The organism is Kluyvera fluvialis (genome assembly GCF_059725275.1).
On the sequence record NZ_AP046142.1, the window covers coordinates 3,953,214 to 3,977,818 of the forward strand.

General features: G+C 52.8%; 21 protein-coding genes. 8 read left to right on the forward strand and 13 right to left on the reverse strand.

Translation table 11 applies throughout. From position 1 onward, the window contains the following. Window positions 1–71 precede the first annotated feature (71 nt). From bamA to rpsB, 9 genes are all read right to left on the reverse strand, one after another. Window positions 72–2,483, reverse strand: coding sequence for an outer membrane protein assembly factor BamA (bamA, locus tag AC6I4B_RS18815; protein ID WP_497767325.1), 2,412 nt, complete (start codon window positions 2,481–2,483; stop codon window positions 72–74). Between the two features lie 31 nt (window positions 2,484–2,514). Beyond that, window positions 2,515–3,867, reverse strand: a complete 1,353-nt coding sequence (gene rseP / locus AC6I4B_RS18820) for a sigma E protease regulator RseP (protein WP_497767327.1) — start codon at window positions 3,865–3,867, stop codon at window positions 2,515–2,517. A gap of 11 nt (window positions 3,868–3,878) precedes the next feature. After that, window positions 3,879–4,736, reverse strand: coding sequence for a phosphatidate cytidylyltransferase (gene cdsA, locus AC6I4B_RS18825; RefSeq protein WP_497767329.1), 858 nt, complete (start codon window positions 4,734–4,736; stop codon window positions 3,879–3,881). A gap of 12 nt (window positions 4,737–4,748) precedes the next feature. Beyond that, complete coding sequence (ispU, locus tag AC6I4B_RS18830) at window positions 4,749–5,507, reverse strand: (2E,6E)-farnesyl-diphosphate-specific ditrans,polycis-undecaprenyl-diphosphate synthase (RefSeq protein WP_497767330.1); 759 nt, start codon at window positions 5,505–5,507, stop codon at window positions 4,749–4,751. A 237-nt stretch (window positions 5,508–5,744) separates the two neighbouring features. Then, window positions 5,745–6,941, reverse strand: coding sequence for a 1-deoxy-D-xylulose-5-phosphate reductoisomerase (gene ispC / locus AC6I4B_RS18835; protein ID WP_497767332.1), 1,197 nt, complete (start codon window positions 6,939–6,941; stop codon window positions 5,745–5,747). An 88-nt stretch (window positions 6,942–7,029) separates the two neighbouring features. Next, entirely contained in the window at window positions 7,030–7,587 is a 558-nt protein-coding gene (frr, locus tag AC6I4B_RS18840) for a ribosome recycling factor (RefSeq protein WP_497767334.1), read from the reverse strand. Between the two features lie 200 nt (window positions 7,588–7,787). Further along, window positions 7,788–8,513, reverse strand: a complete 726-nt coding sequence (gene pyrH, locus AC6I4B_RS18845) for a UMP kinase (RefSeq protein WP_015965845.1) — start codon at window positions 8,511–8,513, stop codon at window positions 7,788–7,790. A 159-nt stretch (window positions 8,514–8,672) separates the two neighbouring features. Further along, a complete protein-coding gene (gene tsf / locus AC6I4B_RS18850) occupies window positions 8,673–9,524 on the reverse strand; it encodes a translation elongation factor Ts (RefSeq protein WP_045439976.1) in 852 nt (283 codons plus the stop codon). Window positions 9,525–9,660: 136 nt separating this feature from the next. Then, window positions 9,661–10,386, reverse strand: coding sequence for a 30S ribosomal protein S2 (rpsB, locus tag AC6I4B_RS18855; protein ID WP_497767336.1), 726 nt, complete (start codon window positions 10,384–10,386; stop codon window positions 9,661–9,663). Between the two features lie 332 nt (window positions 10,387–10,718). Between rpsB and map the strand changes: the two genes are divergently transcribed. From map to AC6I4B_RS18875, 4 genes are all read left to right on the forward strand, one after another. After that, entirely contained in the window at window positions 10,719–11,513 is a 795-nt protein-coding gene (map, locus tag AC6I4B_RS18860) for a type I methionyl aminopeptidase (protein ID WP_497767338.1), read from the forward strand. A gap of 139 nt (window positions 11,514–11,652) precedes the next feature. Further along, window positions 11,653–14,325, forward strand: coding sequence for a bifunctional uridylyltransferase/uridylyl-removing protein GlnD (gene glnD, locus AC6I4B_RS18865; protein WP_497767340.1), 2,673 nt, complete (start codon window positions 11,653–11,655; stop codon window positions 14,323–14,325). A 33-nt stretch (window positions 14,326–14,358) separates the two neighbouring features. Continuing rightward, complete coding sequence (gene dapD / locus AC6I4B_RS18870; RefSeq protein WP_497767341.1) at window positions 14,359–15,183, forward strand: 2,3,4,5-tetrahydropyridine-2,6-dicarboxylate N-succinyltransferase; 825 nt, start codon at window positions 14,359–14,361, stop codon at window positions 15,181–15,183. A 108-nt stretch (window positions 15,184–15,291) separates the two neighbouring features. Next, a complete protein-coding gene (locus tag AC6I4B_RS18875; RefSeq protein ID WP_497767343.1) occupies window positions 15,292–15,678 on the forward strand; it encodes a DUF3461 family protein in 387 nt (128 codons plus the stop codon). A 214-nt stretch (window positions 15,679–15,892) separates the two neighbouring features. Here AC6I4B_RS18875 and degP read toward each other — a convergent pair whose 3' ends face one another. Together degP and dgt are read right to left on the reverse strand one after the other, a co-directional pair. Then, the gene (gene degP / locus AC6I4B_RS18880; RefSeq protein WP_497767345.1) at window positions 15,893–17,329 is read right to left on the reverse strand and encodes a serine endoprotease DegP; all 1,437 of its coding nucleotides are present in this window, start codon (window positions 17,327–17,329) and stop codon (window positions 15,893–15,895) included. 135 nt (window positions 17,330–17,464) lie between these two features. Continuing rightward, complete coding sequence (gene dgt / locus AC6I4B_RS18885) at window positions 17,465–18,979, reverse strand: dGTPase (RefSeq protein WP_497767347.1); 1,515 nt, start codon at window positions 18,977–18,979, stop codon at window positions 17,465–17,467. Between the two features lie 83 nt (window positions 18,980–19,062). On the opposite strand from dgt, the gene mtnN reads away from it, so the two are divergent. The 3 genes from mtnN to AC6I4B_RS18900 are packed head-to-tail and all read left to right on the forward strand — an operon-like array spanning window position 19,063 to window position 21,192. Continuing rightward, the gene (gene mtnN, locus AC6I4B_RS18890; protein ID WP_497767349.1) at window positions 19,063–19,761 is read left to right on the forward strand and encodes a 5'-methylthioadenosine/S-adenosylhomocysteine nucleosidase; all 699 of its coding nucleotides are present in this window, start codon (window positions 19,063–19,065) and stop codon (window positions 19,759–19,761) included. Then, window positions 19,754–20,554 carry a vitamin B12 ABC transporter substrate-binding protein BtuF gene (btuF, locus tag AC6I4B_RS18895; RefSeq protein WP_497767350.1) on the forward strand — a complete coding sequence of 267 codons (801 nt, stop codon included), beginning with the start codon at window positions 19,754–19,756 and terminating at the stop codon, window positions 20,552–20,554. The genes mtnN and btuF overlap by 8 nt, the downstream gene beginning before the upstream one ends. Before the next feature lie 14 nt (window positions 20,555–20,568). Next, window positions 20,569–21,192, forward strand: a complete 624-nt coding sequence (locus AC6I4B_RS18900; RefSeq protein WP_497767352.1) for a TRIC cation channel family protein — start codon at window positions 20,569–20,571, stop codon at window positions 21,190–21,192. A 99-nt stretch (window positions 21,193–21,291) separates the two neighbouring features. Here the strand turns inward: AC6I4B_RS18900 and erpA are convergent, their stop codons facing one another. Both erpA and clcA read right to left on the reverse strand, forming a co-directional pair. Beyond that, window positions 21,292–21,636 (reverse strand): iron-sulfur cluster insertion protein ErpA, encoded by a 345-nt coding sequence (gene erpA / locus AC6I4B_RS18905; RefSeq protein WP_497767353.1) that lies wholly within the window; start codon window positions 21,634–21,636, stop codon window positions 21,292–21,294. 82 nt (window positions 21,637–21,718) lie between these two features. Continuing rightward, window positions 21,719–23,137, reverse strand: a complete 1,419-nt coding sequence (gene clcA / locus AC6I4B_RS18910; RefSeq protein WP_497767355.1) for a H(+)/Cl(-) exchange transporter ClcA — start codon at window positions 23,135–23,137, stop codon at window positions 21,719–21,721. A 180-nt stretch (window positions 23,138–23,317) separates the two neighbouring features. On the opposite strand from clcA, the gene hemL reads away from it, so the two are divergent. Continuing rightward, window positions 23,318–24,598, forward strand: coding sequence for a glutamate-1-semialdehyde 2,1-aminomutase (gene hemL, locus AC6I4B_RS18915; protein WP_497767356.1), 1,281 nt, complete (start codon window positions 23,318–23,320; stop codon window positions 24,596–24,598). The last annotated feature ends 7 nt before the right edge of the window (window positions 24,599–24,605 follow it).

Sequence of the window (24,605 nt, forward strand, 5' to 3'; positions counted from 1 at the left end):
AAGGCCACCTGACGCTATCGCCTAAATACCAGCAAACCTACACTGAATACGCATTCCCTTGCGAAGAGCAATTACCAGGTTTTACCAATGTTAAACTGGAACTGCTCGGATTTGTCTCCATCGTATTTTTTATACGGCTGGGCGTAGGAGAAGACCAACGGCCCCAGTGGGGACATCCATTGTAATGCGATGCCCGCAGACATACGGATGTTGCTCGGGTCGCTGTAGTCAGGAACGCCCGCGTTTTTCATTGCGGAGGTGTTCTGCCAGTTGGTATCCCAAACGGTACCAGCATCCCAGAAGAACGACGTACGCACTGAGTTCGCGTATTTATCGCTGATAAACGGCGTAGGCACAATCAGCTCAAGGCTGGCGACAGCCATGGCGTTACCGCCGACGGCGTCATCAGACTTACAGTAACCACCTTTCTGGTCACAGTTATCCAGGCCTGATGCACCATAGTAAACCGCTTTCGGGCCGATGGTATTGGACTGGAAGCCACGCACGGTGCTAGAGCCACCAGCATAGAAGTTTTCATAGAACGGCAGTTCTTTGCCGCCTAAACCATCACCATAACCCCACTTGGTACGGCCCAGAACAACCCACTGATGATCGTTATCAATTGGGAAGTAAGACGCTGTATCCAGCGTGACTTTGTAGAACTCGTTATCAGAGCCAGGAATCGTCACTTTACCGTTCAGGTTGACACGCGAACCGTCCGTCGGGAAGAACCCACGGTCAAGTTTGTTATATGTCCAACCATAGTTGAAGGTGAAATCATCTGCTGAGAAGCCGTTGTCATCACTGGTTTTACCCGCCGTTTGGCCGATAGAGTCCAGATAACGCCACATCGCCACCTGCGGTTCCATGTTGGACAGGTCGTTGTGGACATAGCCCAGACCCGCGCGCAGTGAGTTGTATTCGTTAATCGGGAAGCCCAGCGTACCATCTACACCATAACTTTTGTTGGTATAGGACGACAGGTCAGCATCATCTGCTTTAAAGTCATTGTAGAAGACACGGCCACCAAGGCTAACACCATCCACCGTAAAGTACGGGTTGGTCACAGAAAGCTCGGTATAGGTCTGGTAATCGTTCTTGGTGCCGTTGATACCAACGGAATAACCCGTACCTAACCAGTTATCCTGCTGAACGCCCGCCTGGAAGCTCACACCACTTTCAGTACCGTAACCGACACCGAAGTTGAAGCTACCCGTGTTGCGTTCTTTCACCTTGTAGACCACATCCACCTGGTCCGGGCTGCCCGGCACACGTTGGGTTTCGGTATCGACAGTTTCAAAGTAGCCCAAACGGTTCAGACGATCTTTACCCTGGTCAACTAAGTCACCGCCCAGCCACGCCCCTTCCATCTGGCGCATTTCACGGCGCAGAACGGAATCTTTAGAGGTGTCGTTACCCACGAAGCGAATGTTACGCACGTAGAAACGGTTACCGGCATCAACGTTGATATGCAGCTTAACGGTTTTATCCGTGTCGTTGATTTCCGGCTGAGACTGCACGCGCGGATAGGCATAGCCGTAGCGACCAAGAAGTTTCTTGATGTTATCTTCCATTTTGGTCACTTTCGCGCCGTTATAGAGTTCGCCTGGCTCAATCTTAGTCAGGCCCTCAATTTCAGCGGAATGTCCGGCCAGGTTCCCCGTCACCTGCACACCAGAAAGCTTGTACTGATCGCCTTCAGTGATGTTCACGGTGATGTAGATACCTTTTTTATCCGGCGTCAGGCTAACCTGCGTGGAATCAATGTTGAAACGGGCATAGCCGCGATCCAGATAGTAGCTACGCAAGGTTTCAAGGTCACCCGCCAGCTTCTGTTTCTGGTATTTGCGATCGCCAACCACGTTCCACCACGGCACTTCGTCGCGCAGTTGGAATGTTGAGATCAGATCGTCGGTGCTGAACGCATGGTTACCGACGATATTGATCTGTTGAATTTGTGCCGAGACACCTTCCTGGAAGACCAGCTTCAGGTCAACACGGTTACGCGGCAACGGTGTAACCACCGCCTTCACGCTCGCGCTGTACTTACCGACGCTGTAGTAGAAATCTTCCAGACCTTTCTCGATATCAGAGAGAGTGGTACGGTCGAGAGATTCGCCGACACGAACGCCAGAGGCCTCAAGGTTTTGCTTGAGCATGTCATCTTTTACCGACTTGTTGCCGGAGAAGGTGATGCTCGCAATCGTTGGGCGCTCTTTAACCTGCACCAGTAACACATCGCCGTCTCTCAGAACGCGAACGTCCTCAAAGTTACCCGTCGCAAACAGGGCGCGAATAGTGTTACTGATATCATCATCAGTGACGGTGTCGCCAGGACGGACTGGCATACTTAGAAGGGCCGCACCAACAGCGACACGCTGCAAGCCTTCGAAATGAATGTCCTTCACCACGAACCCGTCAGCACCGTATACGGTCGCGCTGCTAAACAGCAGCGACGCTATAAGCAACTTTTTCATCGCCATCGTTATTATGCGTTCTTCCTAACTAACTCTCTTACAACCGAGAGAAATCATTGAAAAGTGCAAGCCCCATTAACAGCATCAGCAGAATCGAGCCGATGCGATAACTAAAGTCTTGAACTCGCTCGGATACCGGGCCGCCTTTCAGCTTCTCAATCGCCAAAAACAGCAAATGTCCCCCATCTAATACAGGGAGCGGGAACAGGTTGATTATGCCTAAATTCACGCTGATGAGTGCAAGAAACATCAGGTAGTAAATCAGCCCATACTCCGCAGACATCCCAGCCCCCTGGGCGATCGAAATCGGCCCACTGAGGTTGTTCAGTTTAACGTCACCGGTGATCAATTTTCCCAGCATACTGACCGTCAGCTTCATCAACTGCCCGGTTTTTTCCGTGGCTTCGACAATCGCACTAAACGGCCCATACTGGCGCACTGTTTTATATTCCTCAGGCAGCGGGATAACCTTTGGTACTACCCCTGCAAACCCTTCCGCTTTTTCGCTACCGTGTTTTGTATCCGGTATCAGGGTCAAAGACAAGAGACTGCCCTGCCTTTCAACGCCTAGCTGTAATGCCTTACCAGGATTATCACGAACCAGCGTAACAAACGTCATCCATTGCGTCAGCGGTTGACCGTTGACTGTAACGATCCTATCCCCTGCTTGTAAACCGGCTTTACGCGCCGCAGAGTCAGATTGCACTTCTGCCAGCACCGATTCTATCTGCGCGCCGCGAGGGCGAATACCGAGCGATGTTACCGGATCTTCTTTATCCGGCTCAAACGCCCAGTGACGCAGGTTGAGGATTTTATCCTGACGCTGGTCGCTTCCGAAAGGGGCAACGGTAAGAGTGGTACTTTCATCACCGATTTTTGCCACTAACGCCATGCGCACAGCATCCCAGTCAGGCGTTTCGATACCGTCAACGGCTTTTAGTTCCGTGCCTGGTGCAATTTGTGCTTGCGCCGCAATCGAGTTGGCGGTTATTTCACCAACAACCGGACGAACGCCAGGGACACCGATGATAAACACCAGCCAATAGGCAAAAATAGCAAAGAGGAAGTTGGCGATGGGGCCGGCGGCGATGACGGCGGCACGCTGACCGACCGTTTTATTATTAAACGCCATATGGCGCATTTCTGGCGTAACCGCCTCGACGCGCTCATCGAGCATTTTAACGTACCCGCCCAAAGGGATAAGGGCGAGCACAAATTCAGTGCCACGTTTATCAACGCGACGCCAGAGCGCTTTGCCAAAACCAATAGAAAAGCGCTCTACACGGATGCCACAACGCCGAGCAACCCAGAAATGACCAAACTCGTGTACGGTGATCAATACGCCCAGAGCAACGAGAAAAGCAACCAAGTTCCAGATAATGCTCAGCATAATTCCATCCGTTAAATCGTCCTGAAAACCAGCAACAACAGGCAGGCAAAGACCGGAACCGCCGCCGTCAGGCTATCGATACGGTCGAGAATCCCGCCATGTCCAGGGATCAGATGGCCGCTGTCTTTAATGCCCGCTTCACGCTTGAACATACTCTCAGTGAGATCGCCCAATACAGAAGCCAGCGCAGCCACAATGGAACAGGTTAACAGCACGGAAGGTGCAACGTCCAGATTTGCCCACACACCGTATACCCAGGAGATAACCGCTGCGGTCACCAATCCGCCGAAAAAACCCTGCCAGGTTTTGCCCGGCGAGACCTTCGGTGCCAGCTTATGTTTGCCAAACAGTTTGCCAAACATATACGCGCCGGAATCTGCGCCCCACACCAGAATCATCACGTAGAGCAGCCACAGCGCACCGCTGTAGTGGTTCTCATCGTAATGCCAGGCGCGAAGTGCCAGCATACCCCAGAAAAACGGCACGATGGTGACAATGCCGAAAATCAAGCGCAGCGTCTTTGACTGACGCCAGCACGCCGCAGAAGCCGGATAAAAAAGGACTAAAACCAGAGCCACCGCCCACCAGACCAAAGAGGCCCAAAGCGATGTTTCCACCATCGGTTGATGAATATTATGATGATATTCCGGAATCAAAAAGAGCATCACCGAAAGCAGCAGGCCGCACAATACCGCCAGCCACACACGTTGAGTGCGCGAAGTGAAACCGCTCAATTGCCCCCATTCCCACGCAGCCAGCATACAGACGACCAGCGTCACAATAGCAAAACCGCCGGGAGGCAGTAAAAATAGGGCTGCAATGACAACCGGTATTAAAATTAATGCAGAAATCAGGCGATACTTCAGCAAGAGCTACCCCCATCAGGCCTTGTCGCCACCAGGCTCGGTGCCGCCGAAACGTCGCTCTCTGTTTGCAAAAGCATGCAGCGCACCCTCAAAGTCTTGTTCATCGAAATCGGGCCAAAGAACATCTGTAAAGTAAAGTTCAGCATAGGCAATTTGCCAGATAAGAAAGTTACTGATCCGATGTTCTCCCCCGGTCCTAATCACTAAATCAACGGGAGCCAGTTCATGCATGCAGATCTGCTGGTTGAGCAGTTCTTCACTAATTTGATCGGGGCGGAGCTCCCCTTCCTGAACCTGTTCGGCTAAGCGCTGAACTCCCTGAACAATATCCCATCGACCACCGTAATTGGCAGCAATGTTCAACGTTAACCCCGTATTATGTTCCGTAAGCGCTTCCGCTTTGCGGATCCGCTCTTGCAGGCGCGAGTTAAATCGGCGGGTGTCGCCAATAATTCGCAGCCGAACGTTATGGCGGTGCAGGCTCTTTACTTCGCTGTCCAGTGCCCAGACGAACAGCTCCATCAACGCACTCACCTCTTGCTCAGGGCGATTCCAGTTTTCACTGCTGAATGCGTAAAGCGTTAATGCCTCAATACCGTTGTTCGCAGCGTAAGATACGGCGCGGCGCACGGCTTTCGCCCCGGCTTTATGTCCAAAGGCGCGAATCTTACCTTGCTTTTTCGCCCAGCGGCCATTGCCATCCATAATAATCGCCACATGGCGGCAACCGTGGGCAGGCAGCTTATCGCTGGTTGGTTGATTAGCAGACAACATAACGCGTTTTTAATCCATGAAAAGGGATGAGCGGTACCCCGGAATACAGCTATACACTTTACCTTTCAGGTTATCCTGAATGATTTTACGTATCTTTGTCTCGCAAAAAAGCCGTGCTAAATCACGGCTCTCCCGACCACATTGCAAGAATACAGCGCAATCGGGTGGCGCAGACTATATCACTGAAGCCAGACGCTAACAAATGCCATGACGGTTTGCATGCTGATTCTGCTCTCATTACCTGACGAAATGTTTCGTCTGTGTAGCCGCCTCTTTACGAGCCATCGCATCGATGATGATTACCTCATCAACGCTCTGTGGTTCGCGCAATTCGAGGTGTTCAAGCACCGCCAAATTAATGGCCGCAATATCAGTAAAGCGAATTTGCCCCTCAAGGAAAGCCGCAACCGAAACCTCGTTTGCCGCATTCAGTGCGGTGGTCGCCGCTTGCCCTTGCTCAAAGGCATCCATCGCCAGTTTCAAACAAGGATAACGAGCATAATCCGGTTCACTAAAACTCAGAGAACCCATCTTGCAGAAATCCAACGGCTTCGCCCCAGAAACCACACGATGGGGCCATGCCATAGTGTTGGCAATTGGCGTTCGCATATCGGGTTCACCCAGTTGCGCCAGCACACTACCGTCCTGGTATCGCACCATTGAGTGAATAACCGACTGAGGATGAATCAGTACTTCCATCTGCTGCGCGGATGCATTAAACAGCCAGCGGGCTTCGATGTATTCCAGACCTTTATTCATCATAGTGGCCGAATCGACAGAGATTTTACGCCCCATCGACCAATTCGGATGACGACAAGCCTGATCCGGCGTCATTGCGCTCAGCTCAGAAACGGGCGTCTCACGGAACGGGCCACCAGACCCGGTGAGCAGAATGGAAGACACTCCATGCTGCGACAGGTCAGCGTACCCTAAGTCGCGCTGAAAACTTTGCGGTAAACTCTGAAATATAGCGTTATGTTCACTATCAACCGGCAATAACTGCGCATTATTCTGCTTCACGGCTTCCAGGAATAAGCGCCCGCAGGTCACCAGCGACTCTTTATTCGCCAGTAAAATCGTTTTGCCCGCGCGGATAGCCGCCAGCGTTGGCACTAAACCCGCCGCGCCAACAATAGCCGCCATGACCTGATCAACCTCGTCCAGCGCCGCAACATCACACGCCGCCTGCTGCCCGCAAAGCACTTCAGTATGGCTACCGTGCTCACGCAACGCCAGTTTCACGGCCTGTGCGCTGGATGCATCATCCATCACGGCATAACACGGCGCGAACTCCAGGCACTGTTCGACCATCCGATCGACATTTTTGCCAGCTACCAGCGCCGTTATGGCAAAACGTTCGGGGTTATGGCGCACCACATCCAGCGTATTGCAGCCAATAGAGCCTGTTGAGCCAAGAACAGTTAATCGCTTCATGAGAAATCCAGAATAGATAAAAAGCAAAACGCCGCCAGCGAAGCGGTTACGCTTCCTGTACGGCGTTTATCACACAGCCTATACAAGCTTAGAACTGCATCAGCTCAGCTTCTTTCTCTGCCAGCGCCGCGTCAACTTTCTTCACCGCAGCATCCGTCAGTTTCTGAACGTCGTCCTGGGAACGGCGATCGTCATCTTCGCTGATTTCTTTGTCTTTCAGCAGTGCTTTTACTTTGTCGTTTGCGTCGCGACGAACGTTACGCACGGAAACGCGCGCCTGTTCTGCTTCACCACGAACGACTTTAATCAGGTCTTTACGACGCTCTTCCGTCAGCGGAGGCAGCGGAACGCGGATGTCAGTACCCGCAGAGCTTGGGTTCAGACCGAGGTCAGACGCCATAATTGCTTTTTCAACGGCCGGGCCCAAAGAGCGGTCGAATACGTTGATTTTCAGGGTACGAGTATCTTCTACGGTTACGCTCGCTAACTGACGCAGCGGCGTTGGCGTGCCGTAATATTCAACGACAATGCCGTCCAGCAGGCTGGGAGAAGCACGACCCGTGCGAATTTTGCTGATTTGGTTTTTGAACGCTTCAACGCATTTTTCCATGCGTACTTCAGCATCTTTTCTGATATCGCTAATCACGTTACGAATCCTTGAAAACTAGTCTCAGTCAGACCAGACGGTCACACACTACACGTTCTCCTTCAAGCAACCTCTCGCGGCAGCTCGAAGGTTTTCGTGTATATCAAGTGTGCTAAGTATAGTCTCGTTTAATTCATGCCACCGAGTATATCACTCACCGGATAAAGGCGAATCTTACCCGTATTTGGCGCTCACGGAAATTATTCCGTAATTAAAGTGCCTTCTTTTTCGCCCATGACAACGCGACGCAGTGCGCCAGGCTTGTTCATGTTGAATACGCGAATCGGCAATTTGTGGTCACGGGCCAGCGTAAAGGCCGCCAGATCCATAACTTTCAGTTCTTTATCCAGTACTTCGCTGTAGGTCAGCTGCTCGTACATGGTTGCAGTTGGGTCTTTCGCCGGGTCAGCGGTGAACACGCCGTCAACTTTGGTTGCTTTCAGCACGACGTCGGCTTCGATTTCGATGCCGCGCAGGCAAGCTGCGGAATCGGTGGTAAAGAACGGGTTGCCAGTACCGGCGGACAGAATCACGACGCGGTTATTACGCAGCAGGCTAATCGCCTCTGCCCAGCTATAGTTATCGCACACGCCGTTCAGCGGAATAGCCGACATCAGGCGAGCGTTCACATAGGCGCGATGCAGTGCGTCACGCATTGCCAGGCCGTTCATTACCGTAGCCAACATGCCCATGTGGTCGCCCACAACGCGGTTCATACCGGCTTTCGCCAGACCCGCACCACGGAACAGGTTGCCACCACCAATGACGACACCCACCTGAATGCCCAGCTCTACAAGTTCTTTAATCTCTTGCGCCATGCGGTCGAGAATACTTGCGTCAATACCGAAGCCTTCAGTCCCCTGCAATGCTTCACCGCTAAGCTTAAGCAGAATACGTTTGTAGACAGGTTTTGCGTTGGTAGCCATTTTCTTTCCTGAGAGTGTCACGAATGGGATGGTAAAAATTCAGGTGACATCATGCGTTCCTTGCCCATAAACCCCTATAGGAGCAGGCTGATATCCACATGACGATTTTTTCTTTACGACACAAAAGAGAGCCGCCCTCAGGCGGCTCCTTTACAGCAATTAAGACTGCTTGGACATTGCAGCAACTTCTGCTGCGAAGTCAGCCTCAACTTTTTCGATGCCTTCGCCCACTTCAAAGCGGATGAAGCCAGTCACGTCAGCGTTGTGCTCTTTCAGCAGCTGGCCAACGTTTTTGCTTGGGTCCATAACGAAAGGCTGACCAGTCAGAGAAACTTCGCCGGTGAATTTCTTCATGCGGCCTTCAACCATTTTCTCTGCGATTTCTTTCGGCTTACCAGACTGCATCGCGATGTCCAGCTGTACCTGGTACTCTTTCTCTACCACTTCAGCGGATACGTCTTCTGGTTTAACGAATTCTGGCTTGCTTGCAGCAACGTGCATTGCCAGGTGTTTAACCAGCTCTTCATCAGCGCCTTTAGCAGCAACCAGAACACCGATGCGCGCACCGTGCTGGTAGTTACCCAGAACGTCGCCTTCCAGGATTGCAACGCGACGGATGTTGATGTTCTCACCGATTTTAGCAACCAGTGCAACACGTTCTTCTTCGAACTGCGCTTTCAGGACTTCAACGTCAGTCACTTTACCAGCAACAGCTGCGTCCAGAACTTTGTCTGCGAACGCCTGGAAACCACCGTCTTTAGCAACGAAGTCAGTCTGGCAGTTAACTTCCAGAATCACGCCGAAGTTGCCTTCGATTTTGGTTTTGATCACGCCATCAGCAGCAACGTTGCCTGCTTTTTTAGCTGCTTTGATCGCGCCAGATTTACGCATGTTTTCGATTGCCAGCTCGATGTCGCCGTTAGCTTCAGTCAGTGCTTTTTTGCAATCCATCATGCCTGCGCCAGTACGTTCACGCAGCTCTTTTACCAGGGAAGCGGTAATTTCAGCCATTCTAAAATCCTCGGGAGGTGTTACCTGCCTGGCCTAAAACCAAACAGATTTAAAAGTAAAAAAGGGGGCCATAAACAGGCCCCCTAACCAAACTTGATACTACCTGGTTTATAAGGGCTCTAACGAGCGTGCCTTATTACTCAGCTTCTACGAAGCTTTCTTCTGCCTGGGAAGCCAGATCAGAAGAACGGCCTTCGCGAACGGTAGCCGCTACAGCGCTCAGGTACAGGGTCACAGCACGGATTGCGTCATCGTTACCCGGGATAACGAAATCAACGCCATCTGGATCAGAGTTGGTATCAACGATAGAGAATACTGGGATACCCAGGTTGTTCGCTTCTTTGATAGCAATGTGCTCGTGGTCAGCATCGATTACGAACAGTGCGTCCGGCAGGCCGCCCATGTCTTTGATACCGCCCAGGCTGTTTTCCAGTTTCTCAAGCTCACGAGTACGCATCAGCGCTTCTTTCTTGGTCAGCTTGTCGAAAGTACCGTCCTGAGACTGAGTTTCCAGATCTTTCAGACGTTTGATGGACTGACGAACGGTTTTCCAGTTAGTCAGCATACCGCCCAGCCAGCGATGGTTCACGAAGAACTGGTCGCAGCTGTTAGCAGCTTCTTTCACAGCTTCGCTTGCAGCGCGTTTAGTACCAACGAAAAGGATTTTACCTTTGCGAGAAGAGATCTTGTTCAGTTCAGCCAGAGCTTCGTTGAACATCGGTACAGTTTTCTCAAGGTTGATGATGTGAACTTTGTTACGTGCGCCGAAGATGAAAGGCTTCATTTTCGGGTTCCAGTAACGGGTCTGGTGACCGAAGTGAACACCAGCCTTGAGCATGTCGCGCATGGAAACAGTTGCCATGGTTTAAAACCTCTATAGATAAAGTTGGGGTTAAGCCTCCACGCATCCCATATTACCGACCCCTAAGGGCACCCCGGAATATGTGCCGATACGTGTGTGTTATTACACAAAGTGAGATTTGTCGCTTCCGACCAAAACAATGAACGGAAGTTCGGCGCGCTTTATACCATAAATTCACCGCAGACACCAACAGTTGTTGTCATATCCTGCGAGGCACGAAAGGCGAAGTTATGAATGATTCTCAGTTTGGCAGGGGATGCTCCTGGCTGTTAACATTGACATCACTAATACTCAATTATTGTCGAAACAATCGACACTGATGGACAAAATCCATGGCTATTTCTCTTAAAACACCTGAAGACATCGAAAAAATGCGCGTTGCTGGCCGTCTGGCGGCAGAAGTGCTGGAAATGATCGAACCCTACGTAAAGCCAGGTGTGACCACTGGCGAGCTGGATCGCATCTGTAACGACTATATCGTTAACGAGCAGAAAGCGATTTCCGCCTGCCTGGGCTACCACGGCTATCCGAAATCGGTCTGCATCTCGATTAACGAAGTGGTTTGCCACGGCATCCCTGATGATGAAAAACATCTGAAAGACGGTGATATCGTCAACATCGACGTGACCGTCATCAAAGATGAATTCCACGGCGACACCTCCAAAATGTTCATCGTCGGCAAACCGACTATCCTGGGCGAGCGTCTGTGCCGCATCACCCAAGAAAGCCTGTATCTGGCGCTGAAAATGGTGAAACCAGGCGTGAACCTGCGTGAAATTGGCGCGGCGATTCAGAAATTCGTCGAGGCCGAAGGCTTCTCTGTGGTGCGCGAATACTGCGGTCACGGCATTGGTCGCGGATTCCATGAAGAACCGCAGGTGCTGCACTATGACTCGCGCGAAACCGACGTAGTACTGAAACCCGGTATGACATTCACCATCGAACCGATGGTGAACGCGGGCAAGAAAGAAATTCGCACCATGAAAGACGGTTGGACGGTAAAAACCAAAGACCGGAGCTTGTCTGCACAGTACGAGCATACTATTGTGGTGACAGACAACGGTTGCGAGATTCTGACCCTGCGCAAGGATGACACCATCCCTGCGGTTATCACGCACAGTGCATGAATTGCCTGATGGCGCAGCGCTTCGTTAACGCAAGCCGGATAAAACCGGTAAAGGCTGATGAAGCCGCACCCTCATTAAACTTAAGCCGGCGCTCGCCGGCTTTTTTTATAGGTGATAGTTTTTTCTTATGGGTGGCACGATGACAAATCCCTTACCTGAACTGGCTTGCACCTCCCTTCCCGCGCTGGCAGGCCAGCCGGAAAACCCGGTCACCTGGCCGCAAAGCAGCCTGAACTGCGCTGAAATAAAAGCCCGCCTCGATGATTTTCAACGCTGGCTGGGCGAGGCGTTTGATAACGGGATATCTGCCGAACAGTTGATTGTGGCGCGCACCGAATTTATCGACCAACTCCTGCAACGCCTGTGGCTGTTATACGGATTTGGTGATGTCGAAGATGCCGCTCTGGTGGCGGTTGGTGGCTACGGACGCGGAGAGCTACATCCGCTTTCAGACGTTGACCTGCTAATTTTAAGCCGCCAAAAACTATCCGATGAACAGGCGCAAAAAATTGGCGAGTTGCTAACCCTACTGTGGGATCTCAAACTAGAAGTCGGCCACAGCGTGCGCACGCTCGAAGAGTGCCTGCTCGAAGGACTATCGGACTTAACCGTTGCCACTAACCTGATTGAATCGCGTCTACTGATTGGCGACGTGGCGCTATTTCTTGAGTTGCAAAAGAATATCTTCAGCGAAGGCTTTTGGCCGTCAGAAACTTTTTTCCCCGCCAAAGTGGAAGAGCAAGAAGCGCGCCACCAGCGCTATCACGGAACCAGTTATAATCTGGAGCCGGACATCAAAAGCAGCCCCGGCGGCCTACGCGATATTCACACTATTCAATGGGTTGCGCGTCGCCACTTTGGTGCAACGTCGCTTGATGAAATGGTCAGCTTTGGTTTTCTTACCGAGGCCGAACGTAACGAGCTAAATGAGTGTCTGCATCTGCTGTGGCGGATTCGCTTTGCACTGCACCTTGAACTGACCCGTTATGACAACCGTCTGCTGTTCGACCGTCAGCTAAGCGTTGCCCAACGGCTGAAATATGCCGGTGAAGGCAATCAGCCCATCGAACACATGATGAAGGATTTCTACCGCGTCACCCGACGGGTCAGCGAGCTGAATCACATGCTGTTGCAGCTATTTGATGAAGCCATTCTCGCGCTCACCGAAGATGAGAAACCCCGGGCGATTGACGATGATTTCCAGTTGCGCGGCACGCTTATCGACCTGCGGGACGACACCCTGTTTATCCGCGAGCCGCAGGCGATTCTGCGCATGTTCCACATCATGGTGCGCAACAGCAGCATTACCGGTATTTACTCCACCACGCTGCGCCATTTGCGCCATGCCCGACGTCATCTCAGCCAACCGCTGTGCTATATCCCGGAAGCGCGTGAGCTGTTTCTGAGTATGCTTCGCCACCAGGGCGCCGTCAGCCGTGGCCTGCTGCCCATGCACCGCCACAGCGTGCTGTGGGCATACATGCCGCAGTGGTCATACATTGTGGGGCAAATGCAGTTCGACCTGTTCCACGCCTACACCGTGGATGAACACACTATTCGCGTGATGCTCAAGCTGGAGAGTTTTGCCCACGAGGAGACGCGTCCACGCCACCCGCTGTGCGTCGATTTATGGCCGCGCTTGAATCATCCAGAGCTGATTCTGATTGCCGCGCTGTTCCACGATATCGCCAAAGGGCGCGGCGGCGATCACTCGATTCTGGGTGCGCAAGACGTGCTCAAATTCGCCGAGCTACACGGGCTAAACTCGCGCGAAACGCAGTTAGTCGCCTGGCTGGTACGCCAGCATCTCTTGATGTCCGTCACTGCTCAGCGCCGCGATATTCAAGACCCGGAGGTGATCAAGCAGTTCGCCGAAGAGGTGCAGACCGAGCACCGTTTGCGCTTCCTGGTGTGCCTGACCGTAGCGGATATCTGCGCCACCAACGAAACGCTATGGAATAGCTGGAAGCAGAGCCTGCTGCGCGAACTGTACTTCGCCACCGAAAAACAGCTTCGCCGTGGGATGCAGAACACCCCAGACATGCGCGAGCGTGTGCGCCACCACCAGATGCAGGCGCTGGCATTGCTGCGCATGGACAATATTAATGAGGAGGCGCTGCACCAGATCTGGAACCGCTGTCGCGCCAACTATTTTGTCCGCCACACACCAAACCAGCTCGCCTGGCACGCCCGCCACCTGCTCAAGCACGATCTGGCGCAGCCGATGATCCTGCTTAGCCCACAGGCAACGCGCGGGGGGACGGAGATCTTTATCTGGAGCCCGGACAGGCCATATCTGTTCGCCGCCGTCTGCGCCGAGCTTGACCGTCGTAACCTCAGCGTTCATGACGCGCAAATTTTCACCACCCGCGACGGCATGGCAATGGACTCCTTTATTGTGCTGGAGCCAGATGGCAGCCCGCTCTCCGGCGATCGCCATGAAGTTATCCGTTCAGGTCTTGAGCAAGCCATTACCCAACGCAGTTGGCAGCCGCCGCAGCCACGTCGTCAGGCAGCAAAATTACGTCACTTCTCGGTCGATACTGAGGTGAATTTCTTGCCGACGCATACCGACAGGCGCTCATTTCTTGAGCTAATCGCACTCGATCAACCCGGCCTGCTCGCCCGCGTAGGCCAGGTGTTCGCAGACCTCGGCATTTCGCTCCACGGGGCGAGAATTACGACAATTGGTGAACGAGTAGAAGATTTATTTATAATCGCCACCGCCGACCGACGTGCCCTTAATAATGAGCTACAACAAGAAGTGCAACAACGGTTGACAGCAGCCCTCAATCCAAACGATAAAGGGTAACGAATTTTTTTAAGTGAATGGAAAGAGTTAACAATGCAGCAATTACAGAACGTTATTGAGTCCGCTTTTGAGCGTCGCGCCGAAATTACTCCGGCCAATGTGGATACCGTAACTCGCGAGGCGGTGAATCAGGTTATTTCTCTGCTGGATTCCGGTGCGCTGCGTGTCGCTGAAAAGATTGACGGTCAGTGGGTTACTCACCAATGGCTGAAGAAAGCGGTTCTGCTCTCTTTCCGTATTAACGATAACCAGGTTATCGACGGTGCGGAAAGCCGCTACTTCGATAAAGTGCCAATGAAATTCGCCGACTACGATGAAGCGCGTTTCCAGAAAGAAGGTTTCCGCGTGGTTCCGCCTGCGGCTGTTCGTCAGGGTGCATTCATTGCCCGTAACACCGTACTGATGCCGTCCTACGTCAATATCGGCGCTTACGTTGATGAAGGCACGATGGTAGACACATGGGCTACCGTGGGTTCCTGTGCACAGATTGGTAAAAACGTTCACCTGTCCGGCGGCGTTGGTATCGGTGGCGTTCTGGAGCCATTACAGGCGAACCCAACCATCATCGAAGACAACTGCTTTATCGGCGCGCGTTCTGAAGTCGTTGAAGGCGTTATCGTTGAAGAAGGCTCCGTCATCTCGATGGGCGTTTACCTGGGCCAGAGCACCAAAATCTACGATCGCGAAACCGGCGAAGTCTTCTACGGTCGCGTTCCGGCAGGCTCTGTAGTCGTTTCCGGCAACCTGCCGTCGAAAGATGGTAAATACAGCCTGTACTGTGCGGTCATCGTGAAGAAAGTTGACGCCAAAACCCGTGGCAAAGTGGGCATCAACGAGCTGTTGCGCACCATCGACTAACAAGATGCAAAAAAGCGGGGGCAACCCCGCTTTTTTTTATTCACAGGCTGGCGGAAATAGATTTTTTCGTTAATTATTCAATAGTTAAATTAGATCGGGGATACCGCTATGTACGACAATCTGAAAAGTTTGGGCATTACCAATCCTGATGAAATCGATCGTTACAGCCTCCGGCAGGAAGCCAATAACGATATCCTGAAAATCTATTTCCAAAAGGATAAGGGTGAGTTTTTCGCCAAGAGCGTGAAGTTCAAATACCCACGCCAGCGTAAAACTATTGTCGCTGACGGCGTAGGTCAGGGCTTTAAAGAAGTACAGGAAATCAGCCCGAATCTGCGTTATGTGATTGATGAACTTGATCAACTCTGCCAGCGCGATCGCACAGAAGTTGACCTGAAACGTAAGATCCTCGACGATCTGCGCCATCTGGAAAGCGTCGTCACCAACAAGATCAGCGAAATTGAAGCCGATCTGGAAAAACTAACGCGTAAATAACCGCGCGTGGATACATTCGTAAGCCGGGTAACGCAAAGCCGCCACCCGGCTTTTTTGTCTGCTGGCGGCGTTGTTTATCAAGACTACAGAATTTATCTCGCCAGGCGATGTGCCTATGCACTAAGCGCAGTAGCAATCTATGGCGTTGTGGAGAGCTTTATCTTACGGCGGGAGAAACCCTTTCCCCGCCTGGGGAAAGGGTAAGGTCACACGATTACTGCATCAGCAGGTAGATAGAGCTATCACCACGCTGAATATTCAGCGCCAGCACTGACGGCTTGCTGTCGAGGATTTTGCGCAGCTCAGCAATGTTTTTCACTGCCTGCTGGTTCGCCCCAACAATGACATCCCCTTTCTTCAGGCCAATTTGAGCGGCAGGAGAACCGGCTTTAACGTTGTTAACGACAACGCCTTTTTCCTGGCCTTTATTGCTCATTTCCGCCCCTTCAATACCATTGAAGATGCTGCTGGAATCTACCTGATTCTGGTTACTCTGTTGCAGTTCCAGGTTCACCGTCAGCGGCTTGCCATCACGCAACAGACCCAGGCTCAGCTTGCTCCCCACCGGCATTGTGCCTACCTGCGCACGCAGCGCAGCGAAACTGCTGATCGGTTTGCCATTCAGAGCAGTAATTACGTCACCGGCTTTAATGCCCGCTTTCGCCGCAGAAGAATTTGGCATCACCTGGCTTACAAACGCCCCGCGCTGTGCATCGACTTTCATCGCTTTCGCCAGCTCAGAGTTCAGCTCCGTACCCAGAATCCCCAGCTCACCGCGTTTCACCTGGCCAAATTTCACCATCTGTTCGGTCAGGTTTTTCACCATGTTGCTTGGGATAGCAAAGCCGATACCAATGTTACCGCCGTCCGGCGCGAGGATAGCGGTGTTAATACCGATAAGCTCGCCGTTCAGGTTAACCAGCGCGCCACCGGAGTTACCACGGTTAATTGCTGCATCGGTCTGGATAAAGTTTTCATAGTTTTCAACGTTCAGCCCACTACGTCCCAGCGCCGAAACGATACCGGAGGTCACCGTTTCACCCAGACCAAATGGGTTACCGATGGCCACGGTGTAGTCACCTACGCGCAGCGCATCGGAGTCTGCCAGCTTAATCGCGGTCAGGTTTTTCGGATCCTGAATCTGGATAAGCGCAATATCAGAACGCGGGTCTTTGCCGACCACTTTCGCGTCGAACTTACGACCATCGCTCAACTGCACTTTAATGACGTTGGCGTTATCCACCACGTGGTTGTTGGTCACAACGTAGCCTTTCGCCGCGTCAATCACCACCCCAGAACCCAGGGCCATAAATTTCTGTTGCTGTGCGCTGCCGTTACCGCCATCCGGGCCTGCGCCCTGGCAGAAAGGCGAGCCCTGGAACGGTGAACCGTCCTGGCAGAATGGCGAATTATCGCCGAAGAATTGCTGGAAGTTACGCGGCATACGCGGCGTATTTACCGTTGTGCTGCCTTCAACATTAATGCTGACGACAGACGGCATCACTTTTTCCAGCATAGGCGCCAGACTTGGCATAGGCTGCGCGGCAGATGCGGAAGAAGATGCCGTCTCGGCCGCGCTAGCGGACAACGGAGACAGAGCCAGACTTAAACTAAGAGCCAGTGCACTCATTGCTAACGTGGTTTTTTTCATGTGTTTCAATCTCAATTTCAGATTATGCAAAGTTACGGTGTACGTGACTATCAGAGTCATTTTATTGCACTAAGTTCCGCCCAACTATACTTTGTAAAAGTAAAAATTTATTGAGCGTCTTTACAAAACTTCTGATTATTCCACCGCCATCAGCCGACGATATTCATCCCATGCGTAGAGGTCAGTCATTCCGCTGATATAATCCTGAAGCAAGCGGCAACGATAATAATACTCCATTATCGGGAACTCGACGGAATCACGCGAAACCTTATTAACCGCCTCAACGTAAGCTAAACGATGGCGCGTTGAAAGCTTGCAAAACAGCCGAGATTCAATCGGCAAGTGGCGCACTCTCTCCCGCTCCACCAGCTCGCTAAAATCACTCAGCGACAATTTTAGCAGTGGCGCGTAAATATCCAATAACCCACCAATAACCCGATAGCCTTGCAATTCTAATTGCTCGACCTCTGGATGACTAAATACATGTTTTATTGCTATATTTTTATAAAGCTCCAGCAATCGACTACAGTCGCTTTCATCTTCAAGCAGTGCATGATTAAAATCACCGTCGTAGATCTGCGACAAATTATCAATAAAGCGCTGGGCTGCATACGGTACTAGTTTATTTAATGTATTGACTCGCAAATACATAAAGAACTGATCTTCAGTGCTTCGGCTTAATGAATTAGCGCGCGATTTATCCCATGCGTTCTCGACCACCTGGCTGAACAACGAACCTTTGCTGTGATCCGGCCAGGCATCATATAAATGCTGGTATAATTGCTCAACACTGAATATGTGTTTTTCTACGGCATCTTCAAGGTCAGCCACACAATAAGAAATATCATCCGCCGCTTCCATAATCCACGTTAATGGGAATCGATTGTAAGGGGCTAAATCAAGTTCTTTACGTAAGCGCGCAATATAGTGCTCTTCGGCCAAGTAGTAGCCGGGTTTTTTCATTAAATAACTGTGCGTTGCCGGTGGCTCATCAGCCCACCAGGCCGGGCGGGTATATTTTAAAATGCAGCCCACCTGCGCCCAGGTCAGGTTCATGCGCATCAACGTATGCACCAGACGAATACCTTGCGCGTTACCCTCAAAGTGGCACAAGTCCTGGCGCACCTTACTGCGCAGCGTGTTGAGCGCCTCCTCCCCTTCGCGTAGTTGTAGGGCGATAACTTCGCAGCGATCGTGGCTGAGCGGCTGACGTAAGGCGTCTTTTGGTGCCAGACGCTGGCTAAACCAGTCGTTGATTGCCGCCTCGCCAAAATGCCCAAACGGCGGGTTGCCGATGTCATGCATCAGGCACGCCATTTCAACAACGCTTTCAAACGGCCCGGTTAGCTCATCCAAACCGTAGGCCGCCAGCAGGTTCTTTTGCTTCAAGCGGCTGAGAATTTCTTTGGCGATATAGCGCCCAACTTGCTGAACTTCAAGAGAGTGGGTCAAGCGCGTGCGCACGGCGGCGTTACGTTCCAGTGGGAAGACCTGCGTTTTCTGCTGCAAGCGGCGAATCGCCGGAGAGTTAATGATACGTCCGCGATCGCTTTCAAAAATCCGCAGGATCTCATGCTCGGAGCTGACCCCCTGTGGTGAACGATAGCGCCGACGCCAGTTAATTTTGTTGCGAAAATCAATCTTAGCCATAGCCTCTCCGTCGCGAGAAATGCGCTTCCCCTGAACCGCATGATAGACTATGCCTTTAAACATGGCATATCGCGAGTAAATCTATGAAAATCGGCATTATTGGCGCAATGGAAGAAGAAGTTACGCTGCTGCGTGACAAAATCGAAAATCGTCAGACTATTACGATCGGCGGCAGTGAAATCTACACTGGCCAGTTGAACGGCGTTGACGTCGCGTTACTGAAGTCCGGCATTGGTAAAGTCGCAGCCGCTATGGGCGCAACCCTACTGCTGGAACGTTGCCAGCCAGACCTCATCATCAACACCGGCTCAGCGGGCGGCCTGGCACCAACGCTGAAAGTGGGCGATATCGTTGTCTCCGATGAAGCGCGTTACCACGATGCCGACGTCACTGCATTCGGCTACGAAATCGGCCAAATGGCGGGTTGCCCTGCGGCGTTTAAGGCAGACGACAAGCTGGTAACAGCGGCGGAAGAGTGCATCAAAGCGCTGAATCTGAACGCCGTTCGCGGCCTGATTGTCAGCGGCGATGCCTTCATCAACGGTTCCGTTGGCCTGGCAAAAATCCGCCACAACTTCCCACAGGCGATTGCAGTAGAGATGGAAGCCACGGCGATTGCCCACGTTTGCCACAGCTTCTCCGTACCATTTGTGGTAGTACGCGCTATCTCTGACGTTGCAGACCAACAGTCGCACCTGAGCTTTGACGAGTTCCTGGCGGTTGCGGCGAAGCAATCGACCCTGATGGTTGAAACGCTGGTGCAGAAACTGGCACGTGGCTAAACGGTTCATTACAGGGCTACTGGCCCTGCTGCTTAGCGCCCCGGCGTGGCTTTATGCCGCGCCGAGAGTCATTTCCCTTTCCCCTGCGAATACCGAACTGGCCTTTGCCGCTGGGATCACCCCCGTTGGCGTCAGCGCCTGGTCTGACTATCCCGCTGAAGCGAAAACCATTGAGCAGGTCGCCTCCTGGCAAGGCATTAACCTGGAACGTATTGTCGCGCTGCATCCCGACGTGGTGCTGGCGTGGAAAGAGGGCAACGCCGAGCGTCAGGTAAATCAACTACGCTCACTGGGCATTACCGTGCTGTGGATTGATACGCACAGCATTGAAGACATTGCCGCCACGCTACGCCAACTGGCGCAGTGGAGCCCACAGCCACAAAAAGCGGAACAGGCGGCTGCCGCCCTGCTGCACGATTATGAGCAGCTTAAGGCGAAGTATGCCAAAGCAGCCAAAAAGCGGGTGTTCATGCAGTTTGGCTTCAACCCTATTTTCACCAGCAACAAAGCGGCGATTCAAAACCAGGTGCTGGAGATTTGCGGTGGTGAAAATATCTTTGCCGACAGCCGCGTTGCCTGGCCGCAGGTTAGCCGCGAACAGGTGCTCACACGCCAGCCACAGGCCATTGTTGCGGCGGGTGATAAGAGTCAAATTCCGAAAATTCAACGTTACTGGGCAAGCCAGCTCACAATCCCTATCATTCCTCTCAATAGCGACTGGTTTGAACGGGCAAGCCCACGTATTATCCTCGCCGCTCAACAACTCTGTACTGCGTTAGCGCAGATTGATTAACTGGATAATTCGTCATGCTTGTCTATTGGCTGGATATTGTAGGCACTATTGTTTTCGCCGTTTCTGGGGTGCTATTAGCGGGAAAGCTGCGTATGGACCCTTTTGGCGTGCTGGTGCTGGGCGTGGTGACCGCTGTGGGCGGCGGGACGATTCGTGATATGGCGTTAGCGAATGGCCCGGTATTTTGGGTAAAAGACCCCACTGACCTGGTCGTGGCGATGGTGACCTGTATGCTAACCATCGTGCTCGTGCGTCAGCCGCGTCGTTTGCCGAAATGGGTACTGCCCGCGCTGGATGCCGTGGGATTGGCGGTGTTTGTCGGTATCGGCGTCAACAAGGCGTTTATTGCCCACTCCGGGCCGTTGGTTGCGGTCTGTATGGGCGTTGTCACTGGAGTTGGCGGCGGGATTATCCGCGACGTTCTGGCACGAGAAGTGCCGATGATCCTGCGTACCGAAATCTACGCCACCGCCTGTATTATCGGCGGTATTGTCCACGCCACGGCTTATTACACCTTCAAAATCCCGCTGGAAAACGCCAGCATGATGGGAATGGTAGTGACGCTGGCAATTCGTCTGGCGGCGATTCGCTGGCGGTTGAAACTGCCGACCTTTGCGCTGGACGATAACGGTCGCTAAAACGCTGGATGGCAGCGTCGCCTTCTCCGGCCTGTTATCAGTAAAAAAATGGCCCGCCAAACGGCGGGCCATTAAATTTATCGCACCCGGCTTAACGCATTAGATGCTGAACGACGAACCACAGCCGCAGGTGCTGGTCGCGTTCGGGTTGGTGACGATGAAACGAGAACCTTCCAGCCCTTCGGTATAGTCAACGGAACCGCCCACCAGATATTGCAGGCTCATCGGGTCAACCACCAGGCCTACGCCCTGTTTTTCGATGGTCATATCGCCTTCGTTGATCTGGTCGTCAAAGGTAAAACCATACTGGAAGCCGCTGCAACCGCCGCCCGTGATATACACGCGCAGTTTCAGGTTTGGATTCTCTTCATCCGCAATCAGGTTTTTCACTTTTTTGGCTGCGGCGTCGGTAAACTCCAGCGGCAGCGCTACGTCATCACTCATTTTTTGCTCCCATTAATACAGCAAGCCTGGGTATAAATTAACCCGACTGTTTGAGGCATTATCTAATACCCTGGTAAATCGTTCAAGTATTCTCCGGTGCTGCAGATTGGGCTTTTGCCTGTTGTTCGGCTTCTTGCCTGGCGAGCGTTCGCGCCAAAATCGTCGCATAGAGCGGCTGGCCGCCGAGGAACTGAGCTAATAGCGTGGCACCGAGTCCGGTAATAATCATTGGCAAAATGAGCTGATAATTATCGGTCATCTCCAGCACCAGCACGATACCGGTGAGCGGCGCACGTACCGATGCCGCCAACAGCGCGCCCATTCCGGCGATGGCAAAAGTCCCTGCCTCTAAATGATAGGCCGGAAACAGGTTCATCGCCGCCATCCCGAACGCCGTCCCCAGCAGCGTACCCAACGCCAGCATTGGCGCGAAAATCCCACCCGGCGCACCGGATGAGAAGCACAGCAGCGTGGTGATGACGCGGGCGACAAACAGAAACAGCAGCGCACCGACGCTGAAATTGCCCGCCGCCGCGATAGGAATCAGGTTAAACCCACCGCCAGAGGCCGCCGGTTGAATAAGGCCTAAAATGCCACAGCTACCGCCAATCAGCCCGCCGATCAGCACCCATTTTTTTATATCACCGCCATGAATGCGAAAGAACATATCCTGGGTTTTCAGCACCAGGGTATTAAACAGCGGCCCGACGCAGCCAAAAATAATCCCCAGCACCAGATACAGCCACAGCGTATTGACCGGCGCATTGGTCAGCTTGCCGACTTCAATCACCGGCGTTTCACCGTTAAAGATGCGAAACACGATGCTCGACATAATCACACCGGTAAACACCGCTTTGATGGAAATCAGGCTGTAGCGGAACTGCGGGCGCATCTCCTCGATGATAAATAAAATGCCGGCCAGCGGGGCATTAAACGCCGCCGACAGCCCCGCCGCCGCGCCGGTCGCCAGCAGCGTATGGCGGGCTTCGTCGCTGCGCAGACGGAAAATATCCAGCACCATGCGCCCGATATTGCCACCAATCTGTACCGTTGGCCCTTCGCGCCCCAGCACCATTCCCGCGCCTAACGTCCCCATGCCGCCGATAAATTTCACCGGCAGCACGCGCCACCAGCGTACTGGGCGTAAATCTTCCAGTGCGCCTTCAATTTCGGGAATACCGGAACCACCGGCCTCTTGCGCAAAGCGGCGCACCAGCCAGTAGCCAAGCATCGCCAGCAGCGCAGAGAGAATAAACGCCAGCGGCCAGACGATAAACCAATGGTTAGCCACCTGAGCCAGCGTGCCGATACGCGCGTTCTGCACCCAGCTCACCGCATGTTCAAATGCAACGCCAACCAGCCCAACCAGAATGCCGACGACCGCCGCCATCAACAGCACTATCAGCGGTGTTTTATCCCGATTCAGCAATTTACGCACCGTATCACGACGACGCAAACGGACGATTCGTTGTGCTTCTAAAGGAGGTATTTCTGCTTTCATACCGTCATCACTAATTGGTAGTACAAATAGAAAGGGGGGCATTTTACTCGCCCTCACCCGCTTCGTCGCCAAAAAATTGTCCAATAAAGGTACTGTTGCAATTAGGCAAACATTTCATAACCTCTACGGAATAACTTAGAATAACCGGCAAAACATTTTTCACGGACCAGGACTCTACCCATGAGCAAATCTGAAAATCTCTATAGCGCTGCGCGTGAACTTATCCCCGGCGGTGTGAACTCACCGGTACGAGCCTTTACCGGCGTGGGCGGCACGCCGCTGTTTATCGAACGCGCCGACGGTGCGTATCTGTATGACGTCGATGGCAAAGCCTATATCGATTATGTCGGTTCCTGGGGGCCGATGGTGCTGGGTCACAACCACCCGGCGATTCGCAATGCGGTCATCGAAGCCGCAGAGCGTGGTTTAAGTTTCGGTGCGCCAACCGAAATGGAAGTCACGATGGCGAAACTGGTCACCGAACTGGTTCCGACGATGGATATGGTGCGGATGGTGAACTCCGGTACTGAAGCCACCATGAGCGCCATTCGTCTGGCACGCGGCTTTACCGGTCGCGATAAAATTATCAAGTTTGAAGGCTGTTATCACGGCCACGCCGACTGTCTGCTGGTGAAAGCAGGTTCCGGGGCACTGACCCTCGGCCAGCCAAACTCGCCGGGCGTACCGGCAGATTTCGCCAAGCACACCCTCACCTGCACCTATAACGATCTGGCTTCTGTGCGTGACGCTTTCGAGCAGTTCCCGCAGGAAATTGCCTGCATCATCGTAGAGCCGGTTGCGGGCAACATGAACTGTATTCCACCGCAGCCAGAGTTCCTGCCAGGCCTGCGCGCGCTGTGCGATGAGTTCGGCGCGCTGCTGATTATCGACGAGGTAATGACCGGTTTCCGCGTGGCACTGGCGGGCGCACAAGATTACTACGGCGTTGTCCCCGATTTAACCTGTCTGGGTAAAATCATCGGTGGCGGGATGCCGGTGGGCGCATTCGGTGGACGTCGCGATGTGATGGATGCTCTGGCTCCGACCGGCCCGGTTTACCAGGCGGGTACGCTCTCCGGTAACCCAATCGCTATGGCGGCAGGTTTTGCTTGTCTGACCGAAGTCGCCCAGCCAGGCGTTCACGAAACGCTGAGCGAGCGCACGAACCAACTGGCGCAAGGCCTGCTGGATGCGGCAAACGAAGCCGGTATTCCGCTGGTTGTGAATAACGTGGGCGGCATGTTCGGTATTTTCTTTACCGACGCCAAAGAAGTGACCTGCTATCAGGACGTACTGAAATGTGACGTTGAGCGCTTTAAACACTTCTTCCACCTGATGCTGGAAGAAGGCGTGTACCTTGCGCCATCGGCGTTTGAAGCAGGCTTTATGTCTATCGCCCACAGCGAAGAAGATATTAACAACACTATCGACGCTGCGCGCCGAGCGTTTGCCAAACTGTAATCGGTTT

Bases quoted from the DNA above. Each gene is read 5' to 3' on its own strand.
- AC6I4B_RS18900 (WP_497767352.1), top strand. From the start codon at position 20,569: ATGCTTGTCTATTGGCTGGATATTGTAGGCACTATTGTTTTCGCCGTT.
- map (WP_497767338.1), top strand. From the start codon at position 10,719: ATGGCTATTTCTCTTAAAACACCTGAAGACATCGAAAAAATGCGCGTT.
- dgt (WP_497767347.1), bottom strand. From the start codon at position 18,979: ATGGCTAAGATTGATTTTCGCAACAAAATTAACTGGCGTCGGCGCTAT.
- tsf (WP_045439976.1), bottom strand. From the start codon at position 9,524: ATGGCTGAAATTACCGCTTCCCTGGTAAAAGAGCTGCGTGAACGTACT.
- bamA (WP_497767325.1), bottom strand. From the start codon at position 2,483: ATGGCGATGAAAAAGTTGCTTATAGCGTCGCTGCTGTTTAGCAGCGCG.
- ispC (WP_497767332.1), bottom strand. From the start codon at position 6,941: ATGAAGCGATTAACTGTTCTTGGCTCAACAGGCTCTATTGGCTGCAAT.
- erpA (WP_497767353.1), bottom strand. From the start codon at position 21,636: ATGAGTGATGACGTAGCGCTGCCGCTGGAGTTTACCGACGCCGCAGCC.
- clcA (WP_497767355.1), bottom strand. From the start codon at position 23,137: ATGAAAGCAGAAATACCTCCTTTAGAAGCACAACGAATCGTCCGTTTG.
- glnD (WP_497767340.1), top strand. From the start codon at position 11,653: ATGACAAATCCCTTACCTGAACTGGCTTGCACCTCCCTTCCCGCGCTG.
- mtnN (WP_497767349.1), top strand. From the start codon at position 19,063: ATGAAAATCGGCATTATTGGCGCAATGGAAGAAGAAGTTACGCTGCTG.
- rseP (WP_497767327.1), bottom strand. From the start codon at position 3,867: ATGCTGAGCATTATCTGGAACTTGGTTGCTTTTCTCGTTGCTCTGGGC.
- rpsB (WP_497767336.1), bottom strand. From the start codon at position 10,386: ATGGCAACTGTTTCCATGCGCGACATGCTCAAGGCTGGTGTTCACTTC.
- AC6I4B_RS18875 (WP_497767343.1), top strand. From the start codon at position 15,292: ATGTACGACAATCTGAAAAGTTTGGGCATTACCAATCCTGATGAAATC.
- dapD (WP_497767341.1), top strand. From the start codon at position 14,359: ATGCAGCAATTACAGAACGTTATTGAGTCCGCTTTTGAGCGTCGCGCC.
- ispU (WP_497767330.1), bottom strand. From the start codon at position 5,507: ATGTTGTCTGCTAATCAACCAACCAGCGATAAGCTGCCTGCCCACGGT.
- degP (WP_497767345.1), bottom strand. From the start codon at position 17,329: ATGAAAAAAACCACGTTAGCAATGAGTGCACTGGCTCTTAGTTTAAGT.
- hemL (WP_497767356.1), top strand. From the start codon at position 23,318: ATGAGCAAATCTGAAAATCTCTATAGCGCTGCGCGTGAACTTATCCCC.
- pyrH (WP_015965845.1), bottom strand. From the start codon at position 8,513: ATGGCTACCAACGCAAAACCTGTCTACAAACGTATTCTGCTTAAGCTT.